This window comes from Pseudomonas sp. NDM (assembly GCF_003105095.1).
Taxonomy (GTDB): domain Bacteria; phylum Pseudomonadota; class Gammaproteobacteria; order Pseudomonadales; family Pseudomonadaceae; genus Aquipseudomonas; species Aquipseudomonas moraviensis_A.
In genome coordinates, this window is record NZ_QETJ01000102.1 from 1 (window position 1) to 17918 (window position 17918).

The following is a 17918-nucleotide window of genomic DNA, read 5'->3' on the forward strand; positions in this document are numbered from 1 at the left end:
GCGATCTTTTAGCCTTCGGCAGCTCCTACGGTTGCACCGTATTTCAAATGTAGGAGCTGTCGAAGGCTGCGATCTTTTGACGTTGGGTCAGGCTTGCCCTTTGGCCTGCTGTTCCAGATGCACCTGCAGTTCGGGATCAATCCGCAACGCTGCGGCCAGTTCATCCAGATAGCTGCGTTCGGCATCCTGTTGGTCGTCCACCAGCATCACGCTGGCCAGATACATTTCCGCGGCCACGGCCGGGTCGCCGTCCGCGGACTGCGCTACTTCGCTGGGATCCAGCGGTTTGGCGACTTCGGCGTCGAGCCATTGCTGCAACTGCGGATCCGCAGTGTGTTTGCCGATTTCGCTGCTGATCAGGTGCTTCTCTGCGTCGTCGATACGCCCGTCAGCCTTGGCGGCGGCGATCAAGGCGCGGAGCACCGCGTGGCTGTGGGTTTCGATTTGCGGGCCGGCGAGCAGGTCGGCGGTTTGTGGCAGGTCTGGCGGCGCCTTGCTGGCCTGGCTGCGTTGCCAGGCTTGATACGCCTGGTAGGCCATCATGCCCAGCGAAGCGAGGGCCGCGTAATGGGTGCCGCCGGAACGACTTCGGTTGCCGCCACCCAAGGCACTTCCCAAGCCGCCACCACCGAGCAAGCCTCCCAGTAACCCACCCAAGCCGCCGAGTCCGCCGGAAGCCGCGCCAGCACCCGCGCGGGTCTGCCCTCCACCGCCCAAGAGGCCGCCAAGCAATCCGCCCAGGCCATCGCCGGCCGCAGCACCACGTTGTTGTCCCGCCGAGGCCTGGCCTCGCAGCAGTTGTTCGAGCAAATCGCTGGTGTTCATGTCGTCATCCTCAAGGCCCCGGCCCGATTGCGTCAGGCAACGATAGACCGACGCGGCCATAGCGCCAGCACCGTTTGGCTGACGCCCGATAATCGATAAATCGCCACGCAAGAAATTTTCCGCCAGCCAGCTAAGATTCAAGGGTGGTGAACCTTATCCCGGCCAAACCGGTCGATAGCTGCAACCCGACCCGGTTTGCCGACGCCCTTCCTGACGATGGGCGATACCCGGCTTGCTTCACTTTCTGGAGAACGCCCCCGTGATATCCACCGTACACATCGCCAGGCTAAAAGCATGGGGCGCCCATGGTTTTACCGCGACCGGCGTGGTCACCGCCTTCCTTGCCACCCTCGCCCTGCTGGAAAACCAGCCGATCCATTGCCTGATGTGGCTGGGCGTAGCGCTGATCGTCGACGGCCTCGATGGCGCACTGGCGCGCAAGGTCAATGTGCAATCGGTGTTGCCGAGTTTCGACGGCTCGATCCTCGATCTGGTGATCGACTACCTGACTTATGTGTTCATCCCGGCACTGTTTATCTACCGCTACATTCCCCTCCCCGATTACACCTTGTTGCTGACGGTGTCGGTGATTCTGGTGTCCTCGCTGTTCTGCTTCTGCAACGTCAACATGAAGAGCAAGGACAACTATTTTGTCGGTTTCCCGGCGGCCTGGAACGTGGTTGCGCTGTGCCTGTACATCATTGGCCCGGGGCCGTGGATCACCTTCCTCACCGTGATCGGTCTGGCGCTGCTGACGGTGACGCGGATGAAGTTCCTGCACCCGTTCCGCGTTCGCCGCTTCATGCCGATCAACATTGCGGTGACGGCGATCTGGCTGTTGTGCAGTCTGTCGCTGGTGCTCAATCACCCGGTAATCAACCCGCTGGTGATGGGCTTGTGGCTGCTGATGTCGGCTTATTTCCTGGGGATCTGCATCTGGCGCACGGCGCTGGAGTGGTTTGATCGCGGCCACTCGAAATAAGCAAATCCCCCTGTAGGAGTGAGCCTGCTCGCGATAGCGGTGTATCAGTCGAATGATTTTCAGCTGACCCACCGCTATCGCGAGCAGGCTCACTCCTACAGGGGTTGTTCATTTGTCCGGAACTAACGTTTGGTTATCACCACTTCCAGATACTCACTCGGCACCACCAGCGACGCCTCCCCCGCCCGGTTCGAGCGGTTGAGCAACTCCGTCAGATCCTCCTCCAGCGCCTGCCCAGCCTCTGGCGTCAACACCGCAAACGCCTTGTGCACCGGCCCGTACCAGTGGCGAAAGATGTCAATGAAATGCGCCGCGGAGCGATAGCGGAAGTTGAAATGGTTGCGCGTCACCCGCACGACAAAATCGCGATCATCGAAATGCTTGTGCAGCCATGCATCCGAACCCCAATTCGATGGAGGCTGTGCAACCGCAGGCGGTGGCAGATGCTGACCGAGGATCTTGAACATCTGCCCGACGAAACCCTCCGGCGTCCAGTTCGCCATACCGATCCGCCCGCCGCGACGACACACCCGGCCCAGTTCAGCAGCAGCAGTGACCTGATCGGGCGCAAACATCACGCCAAAAGTCGACAGCACGGCGTCGTAGCTTTCATCGGGAAACGGCAAAGCCTCGGCATCGGCCACCTGGAAAATCACCTCCAGATGCTCGGCCCGGGCGCGGTCCTGACCGCGCTCCAGCAGTGCCGCCACGTAATCGGTCGAGGTCACCACACAACCGCGCCGCGCCGCTGCCAGAGTGGCGTTGCCATTGCCGGCAGCGACATCCAGCACTTCTTCGTCACAACGCAGATCGCAGGCTTCGGCGAGGCATTCGCCGACGATTTGCAACGTGGTGCCGATCACGGCGTAGTCGCCACTGGCCCAAGCGACTTTCTGACGTTCCTTCAGGGCAGTGAGATCAATCGGGGTACTCATGACAGCGAGCTCCGTGGCAGAGAGAATGCACAGGCTGCGACGCGGACCGTGCTTGCTCACTATCGCGCCGAGGCTGCCCGGCGTCCCTGTCAATCGTCCGGCGAGCCCATAAACCGGGGACTTTGCCGATGAGCGGTGGAAATCTGTCAAGCCCATGAAACAGGTTGGCTGGCATAGGGCTGCAGATACTGGCAATGGCTCATGGGTCGCGACCTATGAGCCATTGTTGTTGCGATCAAGCCGCCGGCGCCTTGGCCTCCTCCAGCAACTGCTTGATCATCTGCTCCTGCTCCGCATAACGACCTTCACCGAAGTGGCTGTAACGCACTTGGCCCTTGGCGTCGATCAGGTAATGCGCCGGCCAGTACTGGTTGTCGAAGTGGCGCCAGATCGCGTAGTCGTTGTCGATCGCTACCGGGTAGGTGATGCCGAGTTTTTTCACCTGATCCTTGACGTTGTCGATGAGGCGTTCGTAGCCGTACTCCGGCGTATGCACGCCGATCACCACCAGGCCGTCCTTCTCATATTTCTGCGCCCAGTCTTTGACATACGGAAGGGTGTGCTGGCAGTTGATGCAGTCGTAGGTCCAGAAATCCACCAGCACCACTTTGCCGCGCAGGGATTCGGCGCTGAGTTCCGGGGAGTTGAGCCACTGCACAGCGCCGGACAGCGACGGCATCGCGCCCTGGGCGTCGTCCATCATCGAATCCGCGCGGACCTTGCTGACGAAGTAGTCGACCACTTTCGGCACGTTTTCCAGGACGTTTTTCTCGACGCTGGCAACGCCTTCCGAAGAGGTGTTGGCGAGCAGGGTTTTGTCCGCGCCGGTGGCGATCACCGCGACCGTAGCCAGCACCGCAACCCCGGCACCGCGGCGCAACCAGCCACTGAACGGGATCGACGGCTTCAGTCGATTGACCAGACCGCGCCCGGCGAAGATCAACGTGCCCAGCGACAAGGCACTGCCGGCGCCGTAAGCCAGCAGCAACAGGCTAGTCTGCGCATTGGCACCTTGCAGCATCGCGCCGGTGAGAATCACTCCAAGGATCGGCCCGGCACAAGGCGCCCACAACAGGCCGGTGGCGACACCGAGCATGATCGAGCCCATGGGTCCTGCGCGTTTACGGGTGTCCTGATCGAGGCGATTGCCCAACGCGACAAAGGGTTTGGTCAGCCAGTCACCGACCCGGGCCGAGATCAGCGACAGGGCAAACAGCGCCATGACCAACAGGGCCACGTGGCGGCCGGTGTTGCTGGCCTCAATCACCCACTCGCTGCTGACCACGGCGAGGCTGGAGATCAACGCAAAGGTCAGCGCCATGCCGCCGAGGGTGAGCAGGATCGAGGAGCGTGTACGGTTGGCGCCAGCGAACAGAAACGGCACCACCGGGAGGATGCACGGACTGAGGACGGTCAGCAGACCGCCGAGAAATGCGATGAGGTACATGACGGGTCACCTTGAAATGGGGGCTGGCGCACAACCGAGCAGCGAGGGGATATGTCCGCCTCGCTAGCTCGCTTTATTGACGCCGTGGCTCATGCGTTCTGGCCGTCCAGCAACTGCGCTTGTGGCGTGCGACTGGCACCGTTTTCCGCGACCAGTTGGCCCTGCGGCGTGCGGCTGGAACCATCAGCGGCGAGCGTCTGGCCCTGCGGCGTGCGGCTGGAACCGTCAGCGGCAAGCGTCTGGCCCTGCGGCGTGCGGCTCGAACCATCAGCGGCGAGCGTCTGGCCCTGCGGCGTGCGGCTCGAACCATCAGCGGCGAGCGTCTGGCCCTGCGGCGTGCGGCTCGAACCATCAGCGGCGATCAGTGCATCGCTGCCCTCCTTCGCCACTGTGGTCAGCTGAAAGCAGGTGCTGCTGGCGCAACTGCTTTGCTCCACGGCACTGTTGGCGTGGGCGGCGGCACCGGTGAAGGCGAAGGCTGCTGCGGTCAGAAAGCGCGAGACGTTGTTCATGGCAAAACTCCTTGCAGAAAAAGTAGGGATGACTCAGTTCTGGTTGTTGCAGCCGTCAGCGAATTTGCTGTAATCCAGCTCGCGGGTCTTGCCGGCGGAATCGAGGTAGGTCATGCGCGCCTCGGTGATGCCGCAGGTCACCGAGGTGTCTTCGGTCATCGACAGCACTTTCTTGATATCCAGATGGGTGCCGTAGGTGTAGGTTTGCCGGCTGACGTCAGCTTCGGCGTGGGCCGACAGGGTGCAGATGTTCAGAGCGGCGAACAGGCAGGCGGCGAATACGGATTTGTTGTTCATGGTGGTGTCCTCAAGGCTTCAGTGGGTTTTGAGCCGAGGCGCTCTGTGTGTGCCTCGATGGAGCCTATTTGAGGCGCTCGAGGTATCGCGTCTGTGTCAGGAAAGGACGAGAATCACTCGTTGTGTATCCACGCCATGTGTAGATACACAGCGATACAAACCCCGGTAAAAATCGCGTTTTTGCGTCGGCGTGTATCCGCCGTTGCGGCAGATACACTGCAATACAAAGGCAGGCAGGCGTGCGGTTTCCGGCGCTATAGACTGCACGGCATTCCCCTTTTGACAGAGGCTTGAACCGATGGAACATGTCGATCACATTCTCATCGTCGACGACGACCGCGAGATCCGTGAACTGGTAGGCAACTACCTGAAGAAAAACGGCCTGCGCACCACAGTGGTCGCCGATGGCCGGCAGATGCGCAGCTTCCTGGATGCCAATACTGTCGACCTGATCGTGCTCGACATCATGATGCCCGGCGACGATGGTCTGCAGCTGTGCCGCGAATTGCGCGTGGGCAAACACAAGGCGACGCCGGTGCTGATGCTCACCGCGCGCAACGATGAAACCGACCGCATCATCGGCCTGGAAATGGGCGCCGACGATTACCTGACCAAACCCTTTGCCGCCCGTGAACTGCTGGCGCGGATCAACGCCGTGTTGCGCCGCACACGCATGTTGCCGCCGAACCTGGTGGTCACCGAAGCCGGACGCTTGCTGGCCTTCGGTCGCTGGCAACTGGACACTTCGGCGCGGCACCTGCTCGACAGCGACGGCACCATGGTTGCCCTCAGCGGCGCCGAATACCGCCTGCTGCGCGTATTCCTCGACCACCCGCAACGGGTGCTCAGCCGCGATCAGTTGCTCAACCTGACCCAGGGTCGCGAGGCCGATCTGTTCGACCGTTCCATCGATCTATTGGTCAGTCGCTTGCGTCAACGTCTGCTTGACGATGCCCGCGAACCGGCCTACATCAAGACTGTGCGCAGTGAAGGTTATGTGTTTTCGCTGCCGGTCGAACTGCTTGGGGCGTCGGCATGAAACTCAAGCTGCAATGGCCGCGCACCCTCGCCTCGCGCCTCTCGCTGATTTTTCTGATCGGGCTGATTCTGGCGCAGGGCCTGTCGTTCGGCGCGCAGTATTACGAGCGCTACCAGAGCGCGAAAAGCACCATGCTCGGCAACCTTGAAACCGACGTCTCGACCTCGATGGCGATCCTCGATCGCCTGCCCGCCGCCGAACGCGAGGCCTGGTTGCCGCGCCTGGCACGGCGCAATTACGGCTACCTGCTCAATGAGGGCGAACCGGGCATGCCGGTGACCTCGGCTGAAGAATCCGTTGCGATTGCCTCGATTACCGCGGCCATCGGCGGCACTTATCCATTGGTGTTTACCGAAGTTCCCGGCGGTCCGAGACGACATTTCCAGGGCCATCTGCGCCTGAGCGACGGTAGCCCGGTGACCATCGATATCCGTCCGGCGATGGTGCCGCTGTCGCCGTGGTTGCCAGTGGTGCTGCTGGGCCAGCTGGCGCTGCTGATCCTCTGCACCTGGCTCGCCGTGCGCATCGCCATTCGCCCCCTCACCCGCCTGGCCAATGCGGTGGAAACCCTCGACCCCAACGCGCATCCGATCAAACTCGACGAGCAGGGACCGACCGAAGTGGTCCACGCAGCGCGGGCGTTCAACGCCATGCAGACGCGCATCGCCGCCTACCTGAAAGAACGCATGCAACTGCTCGCCGCGATTTCCCACGACTTGCAAACACCGATCACCCGGATGAAATTGCGTGCGGAGTTCATGGATGACTCGGTGGAAAAAGACAAACTGAGCAGCGACCTCGGCGAGATCGAACATCTGGTGCGCGAAGGCGTGGCCTACGCCCGCAGCGTTCACGGCGCCACCGAAGAAAGCCGCCGTACCGATCTCGACTCGTTCCTCGACAGCCTCGTGTTCGACTATCAGGACATGGGCAAGGACGTGCAGCTCGGCGGCAAGAGCAAAGCGGTGATCGAAACCCGTCCGCAAGCGCTGCGCCGGGTCCTGGTGAACCTGACCGACAACGCCCTTAAATTCGCCGGCGCCGCGCAACTGCAGGTCGAAGCGCAGGGCAACAGCCTGTCGGTGAAAGTCCTCGATCGCGGCCCGGGCATCGCCGAGGCCGAACTGGCGCAGGTGCTGGAACCGTTTTACCGCGTGGAAAACTCGCGCAACCGCGACACCGGTGGCACCGGACTCGGGCTGGCAATTGCCCAGCAATTGGCGATGGCGCTGGGTGGTTCGCTGCTGCTGAGCAATCGCGAGGGCGGCGGCCTGTGCGCTGAGCTCAGGCTGCCGCTGCCACGCTGAGAAAAACACCGACTAGACTCAATCAGTACCCAGTCGAGGGGGCCGCAGGACTTCTGCTGTGCCCTGCCCCTATCCGTGACCACCGCCCGGTGGCGCCTGCCTCGACATTCAACGCCGCCGGACGGTGATCCTGTTTCAGGAGCACACGTGATGAATGAGGCGAAGCTCAACGAATTCATGGGCAAACTGGTCAGCGACATGGGCGGCGCGGCGATGCTGGCCAATGTCATCGTCGGCGAAGAACTCGGTCTGTACCGGGCGATGGCCGACAGCCAACCGATCAGCCCCGAAGCCCTCGCAGCAAAAACCACCTGCAATCCGCGCCTGGTGCGCGAATGGCTCAGCGCCCATGCCGCATCCGGTTACATGGAGCACCTCGACGGTCAGTTTCGCTTGCCGGAAGAACAGGCGCTGGCGCTGGCCGTGGAGGATTCGCCGGTGTACGTCGCCGGCGGTCTCGGCGTGGTGGCGTCGTTTTTCCATGACAAGGACAAACTGGTCAAAGCCATGCGCGGCAATGGCGCGCTGTCCTGGGGCGATCACCACCCGTGCATGTTCAGCGGCACCGAACGCTTCTTCCGCCCCGGCTACAAAGGTCACCTGATCGCTGAATGGCTGCCGGCACTGGAAGGCGTGGTGGCGAAACTGGAACGCGGCGCCAAAGTCGCCGACATCGGCTGCGGCCACGGTGCCTCGACGGTGATCATGGCCCAGGCGTTTCCCAGGTCGCAGTTTGTCGGCTTCGACTTCCACGCGCCCTCCGTCACCGTCGCCACGCAACGGGCCGAAGAAGGTGGCGTGGGCAACCGCGCCAGATTCTTCGAGGGCACGGCGAAAAACTATCCCGGCGGCGACTACGACCTGATCTGCTTTTTCGATTGCCTGCACGACATGGGCGACCCGGTCGGCGCCGCCCGCCATGCCCATGAGGCGCTGAAAGACGACGGCACGGTGTTGCTGGTCGAACCGTTCGCCAACGACAAACTGGACGACAATCTCAACGCGGTCGGGCGCCTGTTCTACGCCGCCTCGACGTTTATTTGCACACCCAATTCGCTGTCACAGGAAGTCGGCCTCGGTCTCGGTGCCCAGGCCGGAGAGCTACGCTTGCGCAAGGTCTTCACCGAGGCCGGGTTCAAGCAGTTCCGCCGCGCCGCGCAGACACCGTTCAACCTGATACTGGAGGCGCGCAAGTAACCGACTGAAAACGCGAAACCTGTGGCGAGGGAGCTTGCTCCCGCTGGACTTCGCAGCAGGCCCTTCTTCTGCGGCCGCTTCGCCCCCCAGCCGGAGCAAGCTCCCTCGCCACAGTGGTTGATGCTAACCTGCGGGCACTGCCCATTCTGGAGTGCTGAGCATGCTCGACAGCCCGATCCGCGAACACCTCGATACGCTGGTGCAGGCCATGGCCGAGGACAAGTTTGTCGTCCTGACCGGCGCTGGCATCAGCACGCCTTCGGGCATTCCGGACTACCGCGACAGCGACGGCGTGCGTCGCGGACGGCAGCCGATGATGTATCAGGAATTCCTTTCTGCCCCGGAATCACGCCGTCGCTATTGGGCCCGAGCCATGCTCGGCTGGCCGCGCGTGCGCCAGGCGCGGCCGAATGCAGCGCATCAGGCGCTGGCGACGCTGCAGCAGCGTGGCCGGATCAGCGATCTGATCACGCAGAACGTCGACACCTTGCACGATCAGGCCGGTAGTCACGATGTGATCGAACTGCATGGCAGCCTGCATCGAGTGCTGTGTCTGGACTGCGGGCAGCGCAGTCCGCGCGATGAAATTCAGCGCCAGATGGAAGCGGAGAATCCCTATCTGAGCGGCGTTGATGCGGTGCAGGCACCGGATGGCGATACCTTGCTCGACCCGGCATTTGAAGCGCGCTTCCAGGTGCCGCAGTGCCCGCATTGCGCGGGTGAGCGGATGAAACCGGATGTGGTGTTTTTTGGCGAGAACGTGGCACAGGCGACCGCAGCGCGGGCGATGGCCGCTGCCGAGAATGCGGCGGGGTTGCTGGTGGTAGGGTCGTCTTTGATGGCGTATTCGGCGTTTCGTTTGTGTCGCGTGATTGCCGAGCGTGGCAAGCCGCTGATGGCGATCAATCTGGGCAGGACTCGGGCGGATGAGCTGCTGGATTTGAAGATTGAAGGGTCGTGTGAGGTGCTTTTGCCTTGGATAGTTGAAAAGCTGGAACGGTGAGATTTTGAGTATTGGGTTCGGCTTGAAATCGGCCCCTCACCCTAGCCCTCTCCCGAGGGAGAGGGCTAGGGTGAGGTGGTCTGGCTCAATGCGCCCGATCCAGGCCCACCAATAAAGCGCTGTCGCGACTGTAGATATCCGGCGCGTATCGCACGTGGCCGCTGCTGTCGACTTGCGCCGTCCAGTAGGTCATCAGGATCGGCACGGGGGAAGACAGGCGAAATTCGTGGGTGGTACCGCTGGCGAGCAGTGTGTCGGTGCGAGTCTTTTCTGCCGGCGACAGCAGCAGATCGCGCAGTTGCAGCGGATGCTCGACACGGACGCAACCGGAGCTGAACGCCCGTGGACCTTTTTCAAACAGCGCCTTGCTCGGCGTGTCGTGCAGGTACACCGAGAACGGGTTGGGGAAACGAATGACCATTTGCCCCAGCGGATTGCGCGGGCCGGCGTCCTGGCGCAGGAGGATGTTGCCGGGGTTGTCCCAGTCGATATCCGCTGCCGCCAGGGGCTGACCGTTGGCATCGAGCACTTGCAGGTTCTGGCGGCTGAGGAAGGTCTGGTCCTTGCGGATTTCCGGCAGCTTGTCTTCTTTCCAGATGGTGGGCGGCACGGTCCAGGTCGGGTTCAGCGTGAGCCGGGTGACGCGGGATTTCAGCAGCGGTGTCTGGCGCTCGGCGCGGCCGACCTGGGTGCGGGTCTGCCACACCGGCTGACCGCCCTGATACAGCGTCAGCTCAGCGGCCGCGACGTTGACCACCAGACCGCTGGGCTCCATGTCCTGGGCCATCCAGCGGAAACGTTCGAGATTGACGCGCAACTGATCGCGGCGAGTCAGCGGGCTGATATTCAGCTCGGCAATCGTACCCGGCCCGACCACGCCGTCAGCCTGTAACGAGTGACTGGCCTGAAAATGCTTCACCGCTTCCACCAGCACGTCATCGTAGGCGTTGTCCGGCGTCACGATCACGTCAGCCAGATAACCTTCGTTGTACAGACGCCGGGCGAGTTCCGGCACCCGCTGGTCTTCCATCGCCGGGCGCAGCAGCGGGCCGTTGCCGACCGGCTGCCATTGCGGCAAGGCCTGCAAACGTTGTGCGGCATACAGCTGACGCAAGCTTTGATATTGGGGCAGATGCGGACGGGCCAGGTCGAACGCCGCAGCAATGTCGTTCACCCCCGGCACCGCAATGCTGAGCAACTGCGCCTGACGATCGGTCGGCGGGCCGTCGACATGCCACAGCGGTTCGAAATGCGACTGCAACAGACGACCGTAATGCAGATCCTGCAAGGCCTGCAGGTAATGGCGGCTGATATCGATATCGGCACACAACTCGCCGTCCTGCGGCGGTGACGCCGGCACAGCATAGCGATTGGGATTCAGCCCATCGTCGGCCAACAGCTGCAATTGCGCGCGCAATGCCGGCAATCGAGCCGATTCACTCGCCCACACTGGCATCCAGTCCTGCTGTGCATAGAACGCCTGCAATTGACTCAGCGCCGGGCCGTTGAGACGCGGAGCAATGGCCGGGCACGACTGCGCCAGGCTGATCAACACGGCCTGCAACGGGCTGCGCGGCTCCACCGGCAGTTCCGTCGTCGGCGTCGGCAGGGTTTCGAGCGGGGGCAGCGGCTCATCGGCGCAAGCGACAAACGGCGCAGCGAGCAAACAAATGCTCAAGTAGCATGCGTACTTTTTGAACAACTGCTTTACTCCAATCCATGGCCGTCCAGATGACGGTCAACCTTACATCAGGTGCGCTGAACAGTCAGGCTCCAGCCTCGGAGCCTGCGGGTATTGACTGGGAGTCAGGAGCCAAAGTGCCGTTTATGTAGCAAGTTGAGGACACTTTATAAAATGTTGACGTTTTTGCGCCGACTTCTGTTGAGCACCGCGACCCTTGTCGCCGTGACCAGCCCAGTATTTGCCGCCGGCAAGCCATCGCCGGTTCTCTACAACAGCCTCGCCCACGCCGCGCCGGAACTCAATCCCCAAGCGCTCAAAGGTGCATTGAACGCCATGCAGTGCGCAGTCAACAACGGCGCAAAGCCCTCGCGGCATCTGGCGATCATCGACTATTCGCAACCGTCCACCGAACGTCGTCTGTGGATCTTCGACCTGAGCAAACAGAAATTGGTGCTGCGGGATCTGGTCGCCCACGGTTCCAATTCCGGGGAAAACTTCGCCACACAGTTTTCCAACCGCGAAGGCAGTTATCAGTCCAGTCTCGGCCTGTTCCGCACCCAGGAAAGCTACGAAGGCACCCACGGCTATTCACTGCGCATGGACGGCCTGGAACCCGGTTTCAATGATCTGGCCCGCGATCGCGCGATCGTGATTCATGCCGCCAGCTACGTGAACCCGCTGTGGAGCAAGCGTCAGGGCCGCATCGGCCGCAGTCAGGGTTGCCCCGCCGTGCGGCCGCAGATCGCCAAACAGGTGATCGATCGCCTGAAGAACGGCCAGTTCATGTTTTCCTGGTACCCGGATCAGCGCTGGCTGCAAAAGTCACCGTACCTGAACTGCCAGCCGCAGCAGGTGGCGAGCATTCTCAACACCCACGCCAGTTAACGCGCGTCGCCGCCGGCGGGTTTGTAGAACAGGAACCTGCCGGTCTGCGCGGTGTTGCGATAGGCCTTGGCCCAGCTCGGGTGCACGCCGCGGTCGTGAAAATACAGGGCGCCGCGGGTGCGATCCTTGAGCTGGCGATTCAACGCCTTGCCAGCGATTTCCTTGGCCAGCGCGTATTCGGCGTCTTCCTTGACCTGATCGGGCTTGCCATCGCACCACCAGGAAAACTGGCAGTTGCCGCTTTCCGAGCCTTGCTTGACCACCGCGCACACCGTGTCGGGAAAGCCTTCATGGCCGAGGCGATTCATCACCACGCTGGCGACGGCCTCCATTTCCGGGGTGTCCTTGCCCTTGGCTTCCCAATAGATGCTGCGCGCCAGACAGGTCAGCGGATCGTCCAGCGGCGCGGCCCCGGCCGGGTCCACTGCCTGCGCTTCGGTGGGGGTGATGGCCTCGGATTTCGGCGCCGGAGCAGCACTGACTTTATCCGCCGCTTTCTCCTCCAGCACCTCGGCTTTCTGTTCCGCCTTGGCCTCGATCGGGGCCTGAGCGCCGGCCCATGCAGCGCCGGCAAAAACAATCCACAACAAACCGCCCGCCAAGCCTTTCAATCCCATGTCGGTTCTTCCGTCAGCGCCCGCCGGGGGCAAGATGTTACGTCGGTGAGACGCCCGGTTTGCGGGGTCTTCGCAGAGTGTAGCGAGCAAATACACGGGCACACCAGTGCAGAAAAAATCCGCCGCAAAGAAAAACACATTCACCCTCCGGGGGCCTTTCGCGCATCATGGGCGCATTCAGCTCGAGGGAGATTTCCATGCGCTTCATGCCGTCCGTTTTGCGTTGTGCCGCATTGTCGCTGGGCGTGGTGTTCGCCACCTCGGCGCTGGCCGCCGATGAACTGCAATTGATCGAGTCGATCAACAGCTATCGCAGCCAGCCGCAGCGTTGCGGCAGCCAGGCGTCGAACGAGTTGCCGCCGTTGTCGGCCGACCCGCGCCTGCGACTGCCCGCCAGTGGCGCAGTCGATTTGCAGCAGGCCATGGCCAGCGCCCGCTATCCGATGGTCAACGTTCAGGCGATCACTCTCAACGGCCCGCGCGATGCGGCGTCAGCAATGAAGGCGATTCAGGAAAGCTTCTGTCAGGTGGTGCTCGACCCGCAGTTTGTCGATATCGGCGTCAACCGCGTTGACCGTGACTGGCGCATCGTCCTCGCGCGGCCGTTGCTGACGGCGAAACTCGGCGATGCGCAAAGCGAAGGGCAAAAGCTGCTGGCGCAACTCAATACCGCCCGCAGTCAGGCCCGTCAGTGCGGCGGCCAGTCCTTCGCGGCGGCAGCACCGCTGGCCTGGAACGCCACGCTGGGCACCGTTGCCCAGGATCACAGCCGCGACATGGCCAACAATAATTATCTCGACCACAAGGACCGCGACGGCCGCACACCCGGCGACCGCGCCGAACTGTCCGGTTACAGTGGGCAACTGGTTGGCGAAAACATCGCCGCCGGGCAGGACACCGTCGGCAAGGTCGTCGACGGCTGGCTCGCGAGCCCCGGTCATTGCGCCAACCTGATGAACCCGCAATATCAGGAACTGGGCGCCGCGTACGCAACCGATCCGAAAAGCAACGCCGGCATTTACTGGACGGCAATGTTTGGCGCACCGTAAGGCATCATCGACGCCGTCAATCACTCGGTCAGCCAGAGTGATTGGACGGCGTGGCGAGCGCAGCCTACCCTGCGCGATCTGCGCCCGCTGACGGCGCTCCACATCCACGAGGCGAGCCCATGACACAGCGTGAATTGATCGATGGTCACAACCGCCGCGTGGATTATCTGCGCCTGTCGGTCACCGACCGCTGCGATTTTCGCTGCGTCTACTGCATGGCCGAGGACATGCAGTTCCTGCCGCGCCAGCAGATCCTCACCCTCGAAGAACTGTTTCAGGTAGCGCAAAGCTTCGTCGCCCTCGGCACGCGCAAAATCCGCCTGACCGGCGGCGAGCCGCTGATCCGCCCCGGCGTCGTGCAGCTGTGTGAGCAGATTGCCGCCCTGCCCGGCCTGCGCGAACTGTGCCTGACCACCAACGGTTCGCAGCTGGGTCGGCTGGCCAGGCCGCTGTTCGACGCCGGGGTCAAGCGCCTCAATATCAGCCTCGACAGCCTCGACCCGCAGCGCTTCAAGGAACTGACGCGCACCGGCGATCTGGCGCAAGTCATCGACGGCATCGATGCCGCCCGTGCCGCCGGGTTCACTCGCACCAAACTCAATTGCGTGGTGATGCAAGGGCGTAACGACCACGAGATCAACGATCTGGTCAGTTTCGCCATCGAGCGTGATCTGGATATTTCCTTCATCGAAGAAATGCCGCTGGGCGCGATTGCCGAACACAGCCGCGCCGAGTCGTTCTATTCCAGCGCGCAGGTGCGTGAACGCATCGCCGAACGCTTTACCCTGATCGACTCCACCGAATCCACGCAAGGGCCGTCGCGCTACTGGCGCGTAGCCGAAGCGCCGAACATTCGCCTGGGCTTCATTTCACCGCACAGCCACAACTTTTGCGGCACCTGCAACCGCGTGCGCCTGACCGTCGAAGGTCGCTTGCTGCTGTGTCTGGGCAACGAGCATTCGATGGACCTCAAAGCGGTGTTGCGCGCGCATCCGGGCCACCCGGAACGCTTGGAAAACGCGATCATCGAGGCAATGAAACTCAAGCCCTATCGACACAACTTCGAAGTCAACGACGACGTGCAAGTGGTGCGTTTCATGAACATGACCGGCGGCTGATCCGCCGCGCAACAGGGACCGCGAGATGATCGTCAGACCGAGACCCAATCAGTTCGCCGTGCTGTTCACCCTCAGAGGTTCGATCGCCAAACGCATTGCCGTGCGCACCTTGATGCTGACGCTGCTGGCGGCGGTGATTGTGCTGGTTGAAATCCTTGTGCCGCGCTACTTCGCCGAGATCAACGCGACACCGTTCACCCTGCTCGGCCTATCGCTGTCGATTTTCCTCAGCTTTCGCAACAACGCCTGTTACGACCGCTGGTACGAGGGCCGCAAGGCCTGGGGCGAAGTGCTGCTGCGGGTGCGCGCGGTGATGCGCGAAACCCAGGGCATCGACGACGCCAGCCTGCGTCGGCAACTGTTGCGCAATTTGTGCGGGTTTGCCCATGCATTGAACGCCCGGCTACGCACAGAGAGTGAGGCGCAGGCCAGTGCCGACTGGGTCAGCCCGACGATCGACGAGGCTGTACCGGACCACTGCGGGCAGATCCTGCACCAGGTCGGGCGCCAGTTTTCCGAGCTGGAAACGGCCGGTGTGCTGTCGCCATGGCGTTATCAATTACTGGCCAGTCACCTGACCTGCCTGAGCCAGGCCCAGGCCGTGTGCGACCGGATCAAGAACACGCCGCTGCCCTTCCCTTATACCCTGCTGCTGCACCGCACTATCTACCTGTTCTGCCTTTTGCTGCCCTTCGCCATGGCGCAATCGCTGGGTTGGTTGACGCCGCTGTTCACGGCGATTGTCAGTTACACCTTTTTCGGTTTCGACGCGATTGCCGATGAACTCGAAGACCCGTTCGGGCGTGATGAAAACGACCTGCCGACCGACGCACTGGTGCGTACCCTGGAGCGCGACGTGCTGCACGAACTCGGCGTCTCGCCATTGCCGCCCGCGCCGCAACCGGACGATTACGTGCTGCGCTGAATGGCACAGCGGCGGGCCCGGCGTGTTCACTCTGGACCGAGGTGCGGACATTCGCGAGCAGGCTCGCTCCCACAGTTGAAATGCATTCCAATGTGGGAGCGAGCCTGCTCGCGAAAAAGGCAACTCGGTCAATCAGACCAAACGCACCAAGCGACACCGGCAAATTTTGCGTTTACACGCGCGCGAATTCCCCCTTACTATCCGGGCACACCGGTCGCCGGGCCCGCCCTGCTGCCGACGCTTTCCGCCAACGGAAACACGCGTTATGAGCACGTCACCACAACAACCCAAAAGGTTGCACGTCTCTGCCGTACGCGCCCACTGCAACCGGGGCCGCGTATGAACCGCATCGTCAATCTGCCCATGGCCCTGCGCCGTTCCAAGCTGCGTCACTCCGCACGCCCGCCGGATATCGCCTGCTGATTTCTGTCAGTCACTAAGCCATTGTGGCGAGGGAGCGTGCTCCCGCTGGACTGCCTGGCAGCCCCGCCTTTGAACAACAAGCGAGAGCCGCTTCGCGCCTCAGCGGGAGCAAGCTCCCTCGCCACAGGTTCTGTGTCCTTTGACTGATCTCCCTATGAAATCCCTGCCGGGACGCCCTGCGTCCGGCCGAATCTGCGCGCCCGTGCGGCGCCATCGTGAGTGATTTGCCATGAAATTCGCAGCCATCGAAGACGCACGCCTGTTCCTCGAACAGAACCCCGATATCGACATGTTCGAGCTGTTCATTCTCGACGCCAACGGCGTGCCGCGCGGCAAGCTGTTGCACCGTGAAGAGCTGCTCGCCGTGTATGAAAGCGGCCGGCCACTGCCGAGCACGATTCTCGGTTTGACCGTGCAGGGCGAGGACGTCGAGAACTCCGGACTGGTCTGGGACGTCGGCGATATCGACTGCCGCGCCTATCCGCTGCAAGGCAGTCTGGTGCGCCTGCCATGGCGGCAGATTCCGACTGCAGCGGTGCAGGTCAGCATGCACCCGACCGAAGGCCTGCCGGCGAGCATCGCTGATCCTCGGCACTTGCTGATCAAGGTGATCGACGGGCTCAAGGCCGAGGGATATCACCCGATCATGGCCTGCGAGCTGGAGTTCTATCTGCTCGACGCCAAACGCGATCACAACGGCCGCCCGCAACCGGCGCTGGACGCTGATGGCGGGCGACCGCGACACACGCAAGTCTACGGTCTGCGCGAGCTGGAACAGATCGAACCGTTCCTCGCTGACCTCTACAGCGCCTGCAAACTGCACGGCATTCCGGCGCGCACGGCAATTTCCGAATACGCCCCGGGCCAGGTGGAAATCACCCTCGAACACGGCGATGCACTGGCAGCGATGGATCAGGCGGTGCGTTACAAACGCCTGGTCAAAGGCGTGGCGCACAAGCACGGCATGCAGGCGACATTCATGGCCAAGCCGTTCGACGATCTGGCCGGCACCGGCATGCACATGCACGTCAGCCTCGCGGACGCCGACGGCCGTAATCTGTTCGCCTCGCAAGACCCGGCCGGCACACCGCTGTTGCGCACGGCGATTGGCGGCATGCTCGCGTCCTTGCTCGATTCGCTGCTGCTGTTTTGCCCCAACGCCAACTCCTACCGACGTTTCCAGGCCAACAGCTACGCGCCACTGGCGCCGACCTGGGGCGTCGACAATCGCACCGTCAGCCTGCGGGTTCCCGGCGGGCCAGCGCCGACGCGGCACATCGAACACCGCATCTGTGGCGCCGACGCCAACCCGTATCTGGCGGCGGCAGCGATCCTCGCCGGCATCCATCGCGGCATTCGTGAAGAGCTGGATCCGGGCGCGCCGGTCGAGGGCAATGGCTATGCCCAGGCCAAAGAGCTGTTGCCGACCGATTGGCTGACGTCGTTACAGGCGCTGGAAAATTCCGCGTGGGCACGGGAGGCGCTGGGGGAGGAATTCCTTGGGGTGTATCTGGCGGTGAAGCGTGCCGAGTATCGGCAGTTCATGGCGGAAGTGGGTGAGCAGGATTGGCGGTGGTACCTGACCGAAGCCTGAGGATTCACCACAACCCCTGTAGGAGTGAGCCTGCTCGCGATAGCGGTGTGTCAGACAATTGATTTTTGACTGACGCACC

At 62.4% G+C, this 17918-nt stretch carries 17 protein-coding genes; 10 read left to right on the top strand and 7 right to left on the bottom strand.

Going from position 1 to position 17918, the window contains the following annotated elements:
* Positions 1-87: 87 nt before the first annotated feature.
* Positions 88-825 (bottom strand): tellurite resistance TerB family protein, encoded by a 738-nt coding sequence (locus tag DCO47_RS18635; protein ID WP_083354303.1) that lies wholly within the window; start codon positions 823-825, stop codon positions 88-90.
* Between the two features lie 259 nt (positions 826-1084).
* On the opposite strand from DCO47_RS18635, the gene pcsA reads away from it, so the two are divergent.
* The gene (gene pcsA, locus DCO47_RS18640; protein WP_042609341.1) at positions 1085-1807 is read left to right on the top strand and encodes a phosphatidylcholine synthase; all 723 of its coding nucleotides are present in this window, start codon (positions 1085-1087) and stop codon (positions 1805-1807) included.
* A 122-nt stretch (positions 1808-1929) separates the two neighbouring features.
* Here pcsA and DCO47_RS18650 read toward each other — a convergent pair whose 3' ends face one another.
* The 4 genes from DCO47_RS18650 to DCO47_RS18665 all read right to left on the bottom strand — a co-directional run bounded on the left by DCO47_RS18650 (position 1930) and on the right by DCO47_RS18665 (position 4998).
* A complete protein-coding gene (locus tag DCO47_RS18650; protein ID WP_116658650.1) occupies positions 1930-2742 on the bottom strand; it encodes a class I SAM-dependent methyltransferase in 813 nt (270 codons plus the stop codon).
* Between the two features lie 235 nt (positions 2743-2977).
* Positions 2978-4189 carry a cytochrome c biogenesis protein DipZ gene (locus DCO47_RS18655; RefSeq protein ID WP_116658651.1) on the bottom strand — a complete coding sequence of 404 codons (1212 nt, stop codon included), beginning with the start codon at positions 4187-4189 and terminating at the stop codon, positions 2978-2980.
* 89 nt (positions 4190-4278) lie between these two features.
* Positions 4279-4701 (bottom strand): hypothetical protein, encoded by a 423-nt coding sequence (locus tag DCO47_RS18660; protein ID WP_116658652.1) that lies wholly within the window; start codon positions 4699-4701, stop codon positions 4279-4281.
* Between the two features lie 33 nt (positions 4702-4734).
* Positions 4735-4998, bottom strand: a complete 264-nt coding sequence (locus tag DCO47_RS18665) for a DUF2790 domain-containing protein (RefSeq protein WP_042609337.1) — start codon at positions 4996-4998, stop codon at positions 4735-4737.
* Positions 4999-5296: 298 nt separating this feature from the next.
* Here DCO47_RS18665 and DCO47_RS18670 point away from each other — a divergent pair, with 298 nt between their 5' ends.
* The 4 genes from DCO47_RS18670 (at position 5297) to DCO47_RS18685 (ending at position 9544) form a co-directional block, all read left to right on the top strand.
* On the top strand, positions 5297-6037 hold the full coding sequence (locus DCO47_RS18670) for a response regulator (protein ID WP_039762337.1): 741 nt from the start codon (positions 5297-5299) through the stop codon (positions 6035-6037).
* Positions 6034-7344 (top strand): ATP-binding protein, encoded by a 1311-nt coding sequence (locus DCO47_RS18675; protein ID WP_042609336.1) that lies wholly within the window; start codon positions 6034-6036, stop codon positions 7342-7344. Before DCO47_RS18670 ends, DCO47_RS18675 begins: the two co-directional genes overlap by 4 nt.
* A gap of 150 nt (positions 7345-7494) precedes the next feature.
* Entirely contained in the window at positions 7495-8541 is a 1047-nt protein-coding gene (locus DCO47_RS18680; RefSeq protein WP_065616099.1) for a class I SAM-dependent methyltransferase, read from the top strand.
* Between the two features lie 160 nt (positions 8542-8701).
* Positions 8702-9544, top strand: a complete 843-nt coding sequence (locus DCO47_RS18685; RefSeq protein ID WP_116658653.1) for an NAD-dependent protein deacetylase — start codon at positions 8702-8704, stop codon at positions 9542-9544.
* An 85-nt stretch (positions 9545-9629) separates the two neighbouring features.
* On the opposite strand, the gene DCO47_RS18690 is transcribed toward DCO47_RS18685, so the two are convergent.
* Positions 9630-11246 (bottom strand): murein L,D-transpeptidase, encoded by a 1617-nt coding sequence (locus DCO47_RS18690; RefSeq protein ID WP_116658654.1) that lies wholly within the window; start codon positions 11244-11246, stop codon positions 9630-9632.
* A gap of 153 nt (positions 11247-11399) precedes the next feature.
* On the opposite strand from DCO47_RS18690, the gene DCO47_RS18695 reads away from it, so the two are divergent.
* The gene (locus tag DCO47_RS18695) at positions 11400-12113 is read left to right on the top strand and encodes a murein L,D-transpeptidase catalytic domain family protein (protein ID WP_064363540.1); all 714 of its coding nucleotides are present in this window, start codon (positions 11400-11402) and stop codon (positions 12111-12113) included.
* Here the strand turns inward: DCO47_RS18695 and DCO47_RS18700 are convergent.
* Entirely contained in the window at positions 12110-12730 is a 621-nt protein-coding gene (locus DCO47_RS18700; protein ID WP_083352509.1) for a cell wall hydrolase, read from the bottom strand. The genes DCO47_RS18695 and DCO47_RS18700 overlap by 4 nt on opposite strands.
* Before the next feature lie 197 nt (positions 12731-12927).
* Here DCO47_RS18700 and DCO47_RS18705 point away from each other — a divergent pair, with 197 nt between their 5' ends.
* The 4 genes from DCO47_RS18705 to DCO47_RS18720 all read left to right on the top strand — a co-directional run bounded on the left by DCO47_RS18705 (position 12928) and on the right by DCO47_RS18720 (position 17839).
* Positions 12928-13779, top strand: a complete 852-nt coding sequence (locus DCO47_RS18705; protein WP_042609330.1) for a CAP domain-containing protein — start codon at positions 12928-12930, stop codon at positions 13777-13779.
* Positions 13780-13898: 119 nt separating this feature from the next.
* Positions 13899-14897: a GTP 3',8-cyclase MoaA gene (moaA, locus tag DCO47_RS18710; RefSeq protein WP_041480911.1), complete on the top strand. Its 999-nt coding sequence runs from the start codon at positions 13899-13901 to the stop codon at positions 14895-14897.
* A gap of 25 nt (positions 14898-14922) precedes the next feature.
* Positions 14923-15822: a bestrophin family protein gene (locus tag DCO47_RS18715; protein ID WP_116658655.1), complete on the top strand. Its 900-nt coding sequence runs from the start codon at positions 14923-14925 to the stop codon at positions 15820-15822.
* A 652-nt stretch (positions 15823-16474) separates the two neighbouring features.
* The gene (locus DCO47_RS18720) at positions 16475-17839 is read left to right on the top strand and encodes a glutamine synthetase family protein (protein WP_042609327.1); all 1365 of its coding nucleotides are present in this window, start codon (positions 16475-16477) and stop codon (positions 17837-17839) included.
* Positions 17840-17918: the final 79 nt, after the last annotated feature.

Bases quoted from the DNA above. Each gene is read 5' to 3' on its own strand.
- DCO47_RS18685 (WP_116658653.1), top strand. From the start codon at position 8,702: ATGCTCGACAGCCCGATCCGCGAACACCTCGATACGCTGGTGCAGGCC.
- DCO47_RS18700 (WP_083352509.1), bottom strand. From the start codon at position 12,730: ATGGGATTGAAAGGCTTGGCGGGCGGTTTGTTGTGGATTGTTTTTGCC.
- DCO47_RS18705 (WP_042609330.1), top strand. From the start codon at position 12,928: ATGCGCTTCATGCCGTCCGTTTTGCGTTGTGCCGCATTGTCGCTGGGC.
- DCO47_RS18655 (WP_116658651.1), bottom strand. From the start codon at position 4,189: ATGTACCTCATCGCATTTCTCGGCGGTCTGCTGACCGTCCTCAGTCCG.
- DCO47_RS18665 (WP_042609337.1), bottom strand. From the start codon at position 4,998: ATGAACAACAAATCCGTATTCGCCGCCTGCCTGTTCGCCGCTCTGAAC.
- DCO47_RS18635 (WP_083354303.1), bottom strand. From the start codon at position 825: ATGAACACCAGCGATTTGCTCGAACAACTGCTGCGAGGCCAGGCCTCG.
- moaA (WP_041480911.1), top strand. From the start codon at position 13,899: ATGACACAGCGTGAATTGATCGATGGTCACAACCGCCGCGTGGATTAT.
- DCO47_RS18715 (WP_116658655.1), top strand. From the start codon at position 14,923: ATGATCGTCAGACCGAGACCCAATCAGTTCGCCGTGCTGTTCACCCTC.
- DCO47_RS18680 (WP_065616099.1), top strand. From the start codon at position 7,495: ATGAATGAGGCGAAGCTCAACGAATTCATGGGCAAACTGGTCAGCGAC.
- DCO47_RS18650 (WP_116658650.1), bottom strand. From the start codon at position 2,742: ATGAGTACCCCGATTGATCTCACTGCCCTGAAGGAACGTCAGAAAGTC.
- DCO47_RS18670 (WP_039762337.1), top strand. From the start codon at position 5,297: ATGGAACATGTCGATCACATTCTCATCGTCGACGACGACCGCGAGATC.
- DCO47_RS18720 (WP_042609327.1), top strand. From the start codon at position 16,475: ATGAAATTCGCAGCCATCGAAGACGCACGCCTGTTCCTCGAACAGAAC.
- DCO47_RS18660 (WP_116658652.1), bottom strand. From the start codon at position 4,701: ATGAACAACGTCTCGCGCTTTCTGACCGCAGCAGCCTTCGCCTTCACC.
- DCO47_RS18675 (WP_042609336.1), top strand. From the start codon at position 6,034: ATGAAACTCAAGCTGCAATGGCCGCGCACCCTCGCCTCGCGCCTCTCG.
- DCO47_RS18695 (WP_064363540.1), top strand. From the start codon at position 11,400: ATGTTGACGTTTTTGCGCCGACTTCTGTTGAGCACCGCGACCCTTGTC.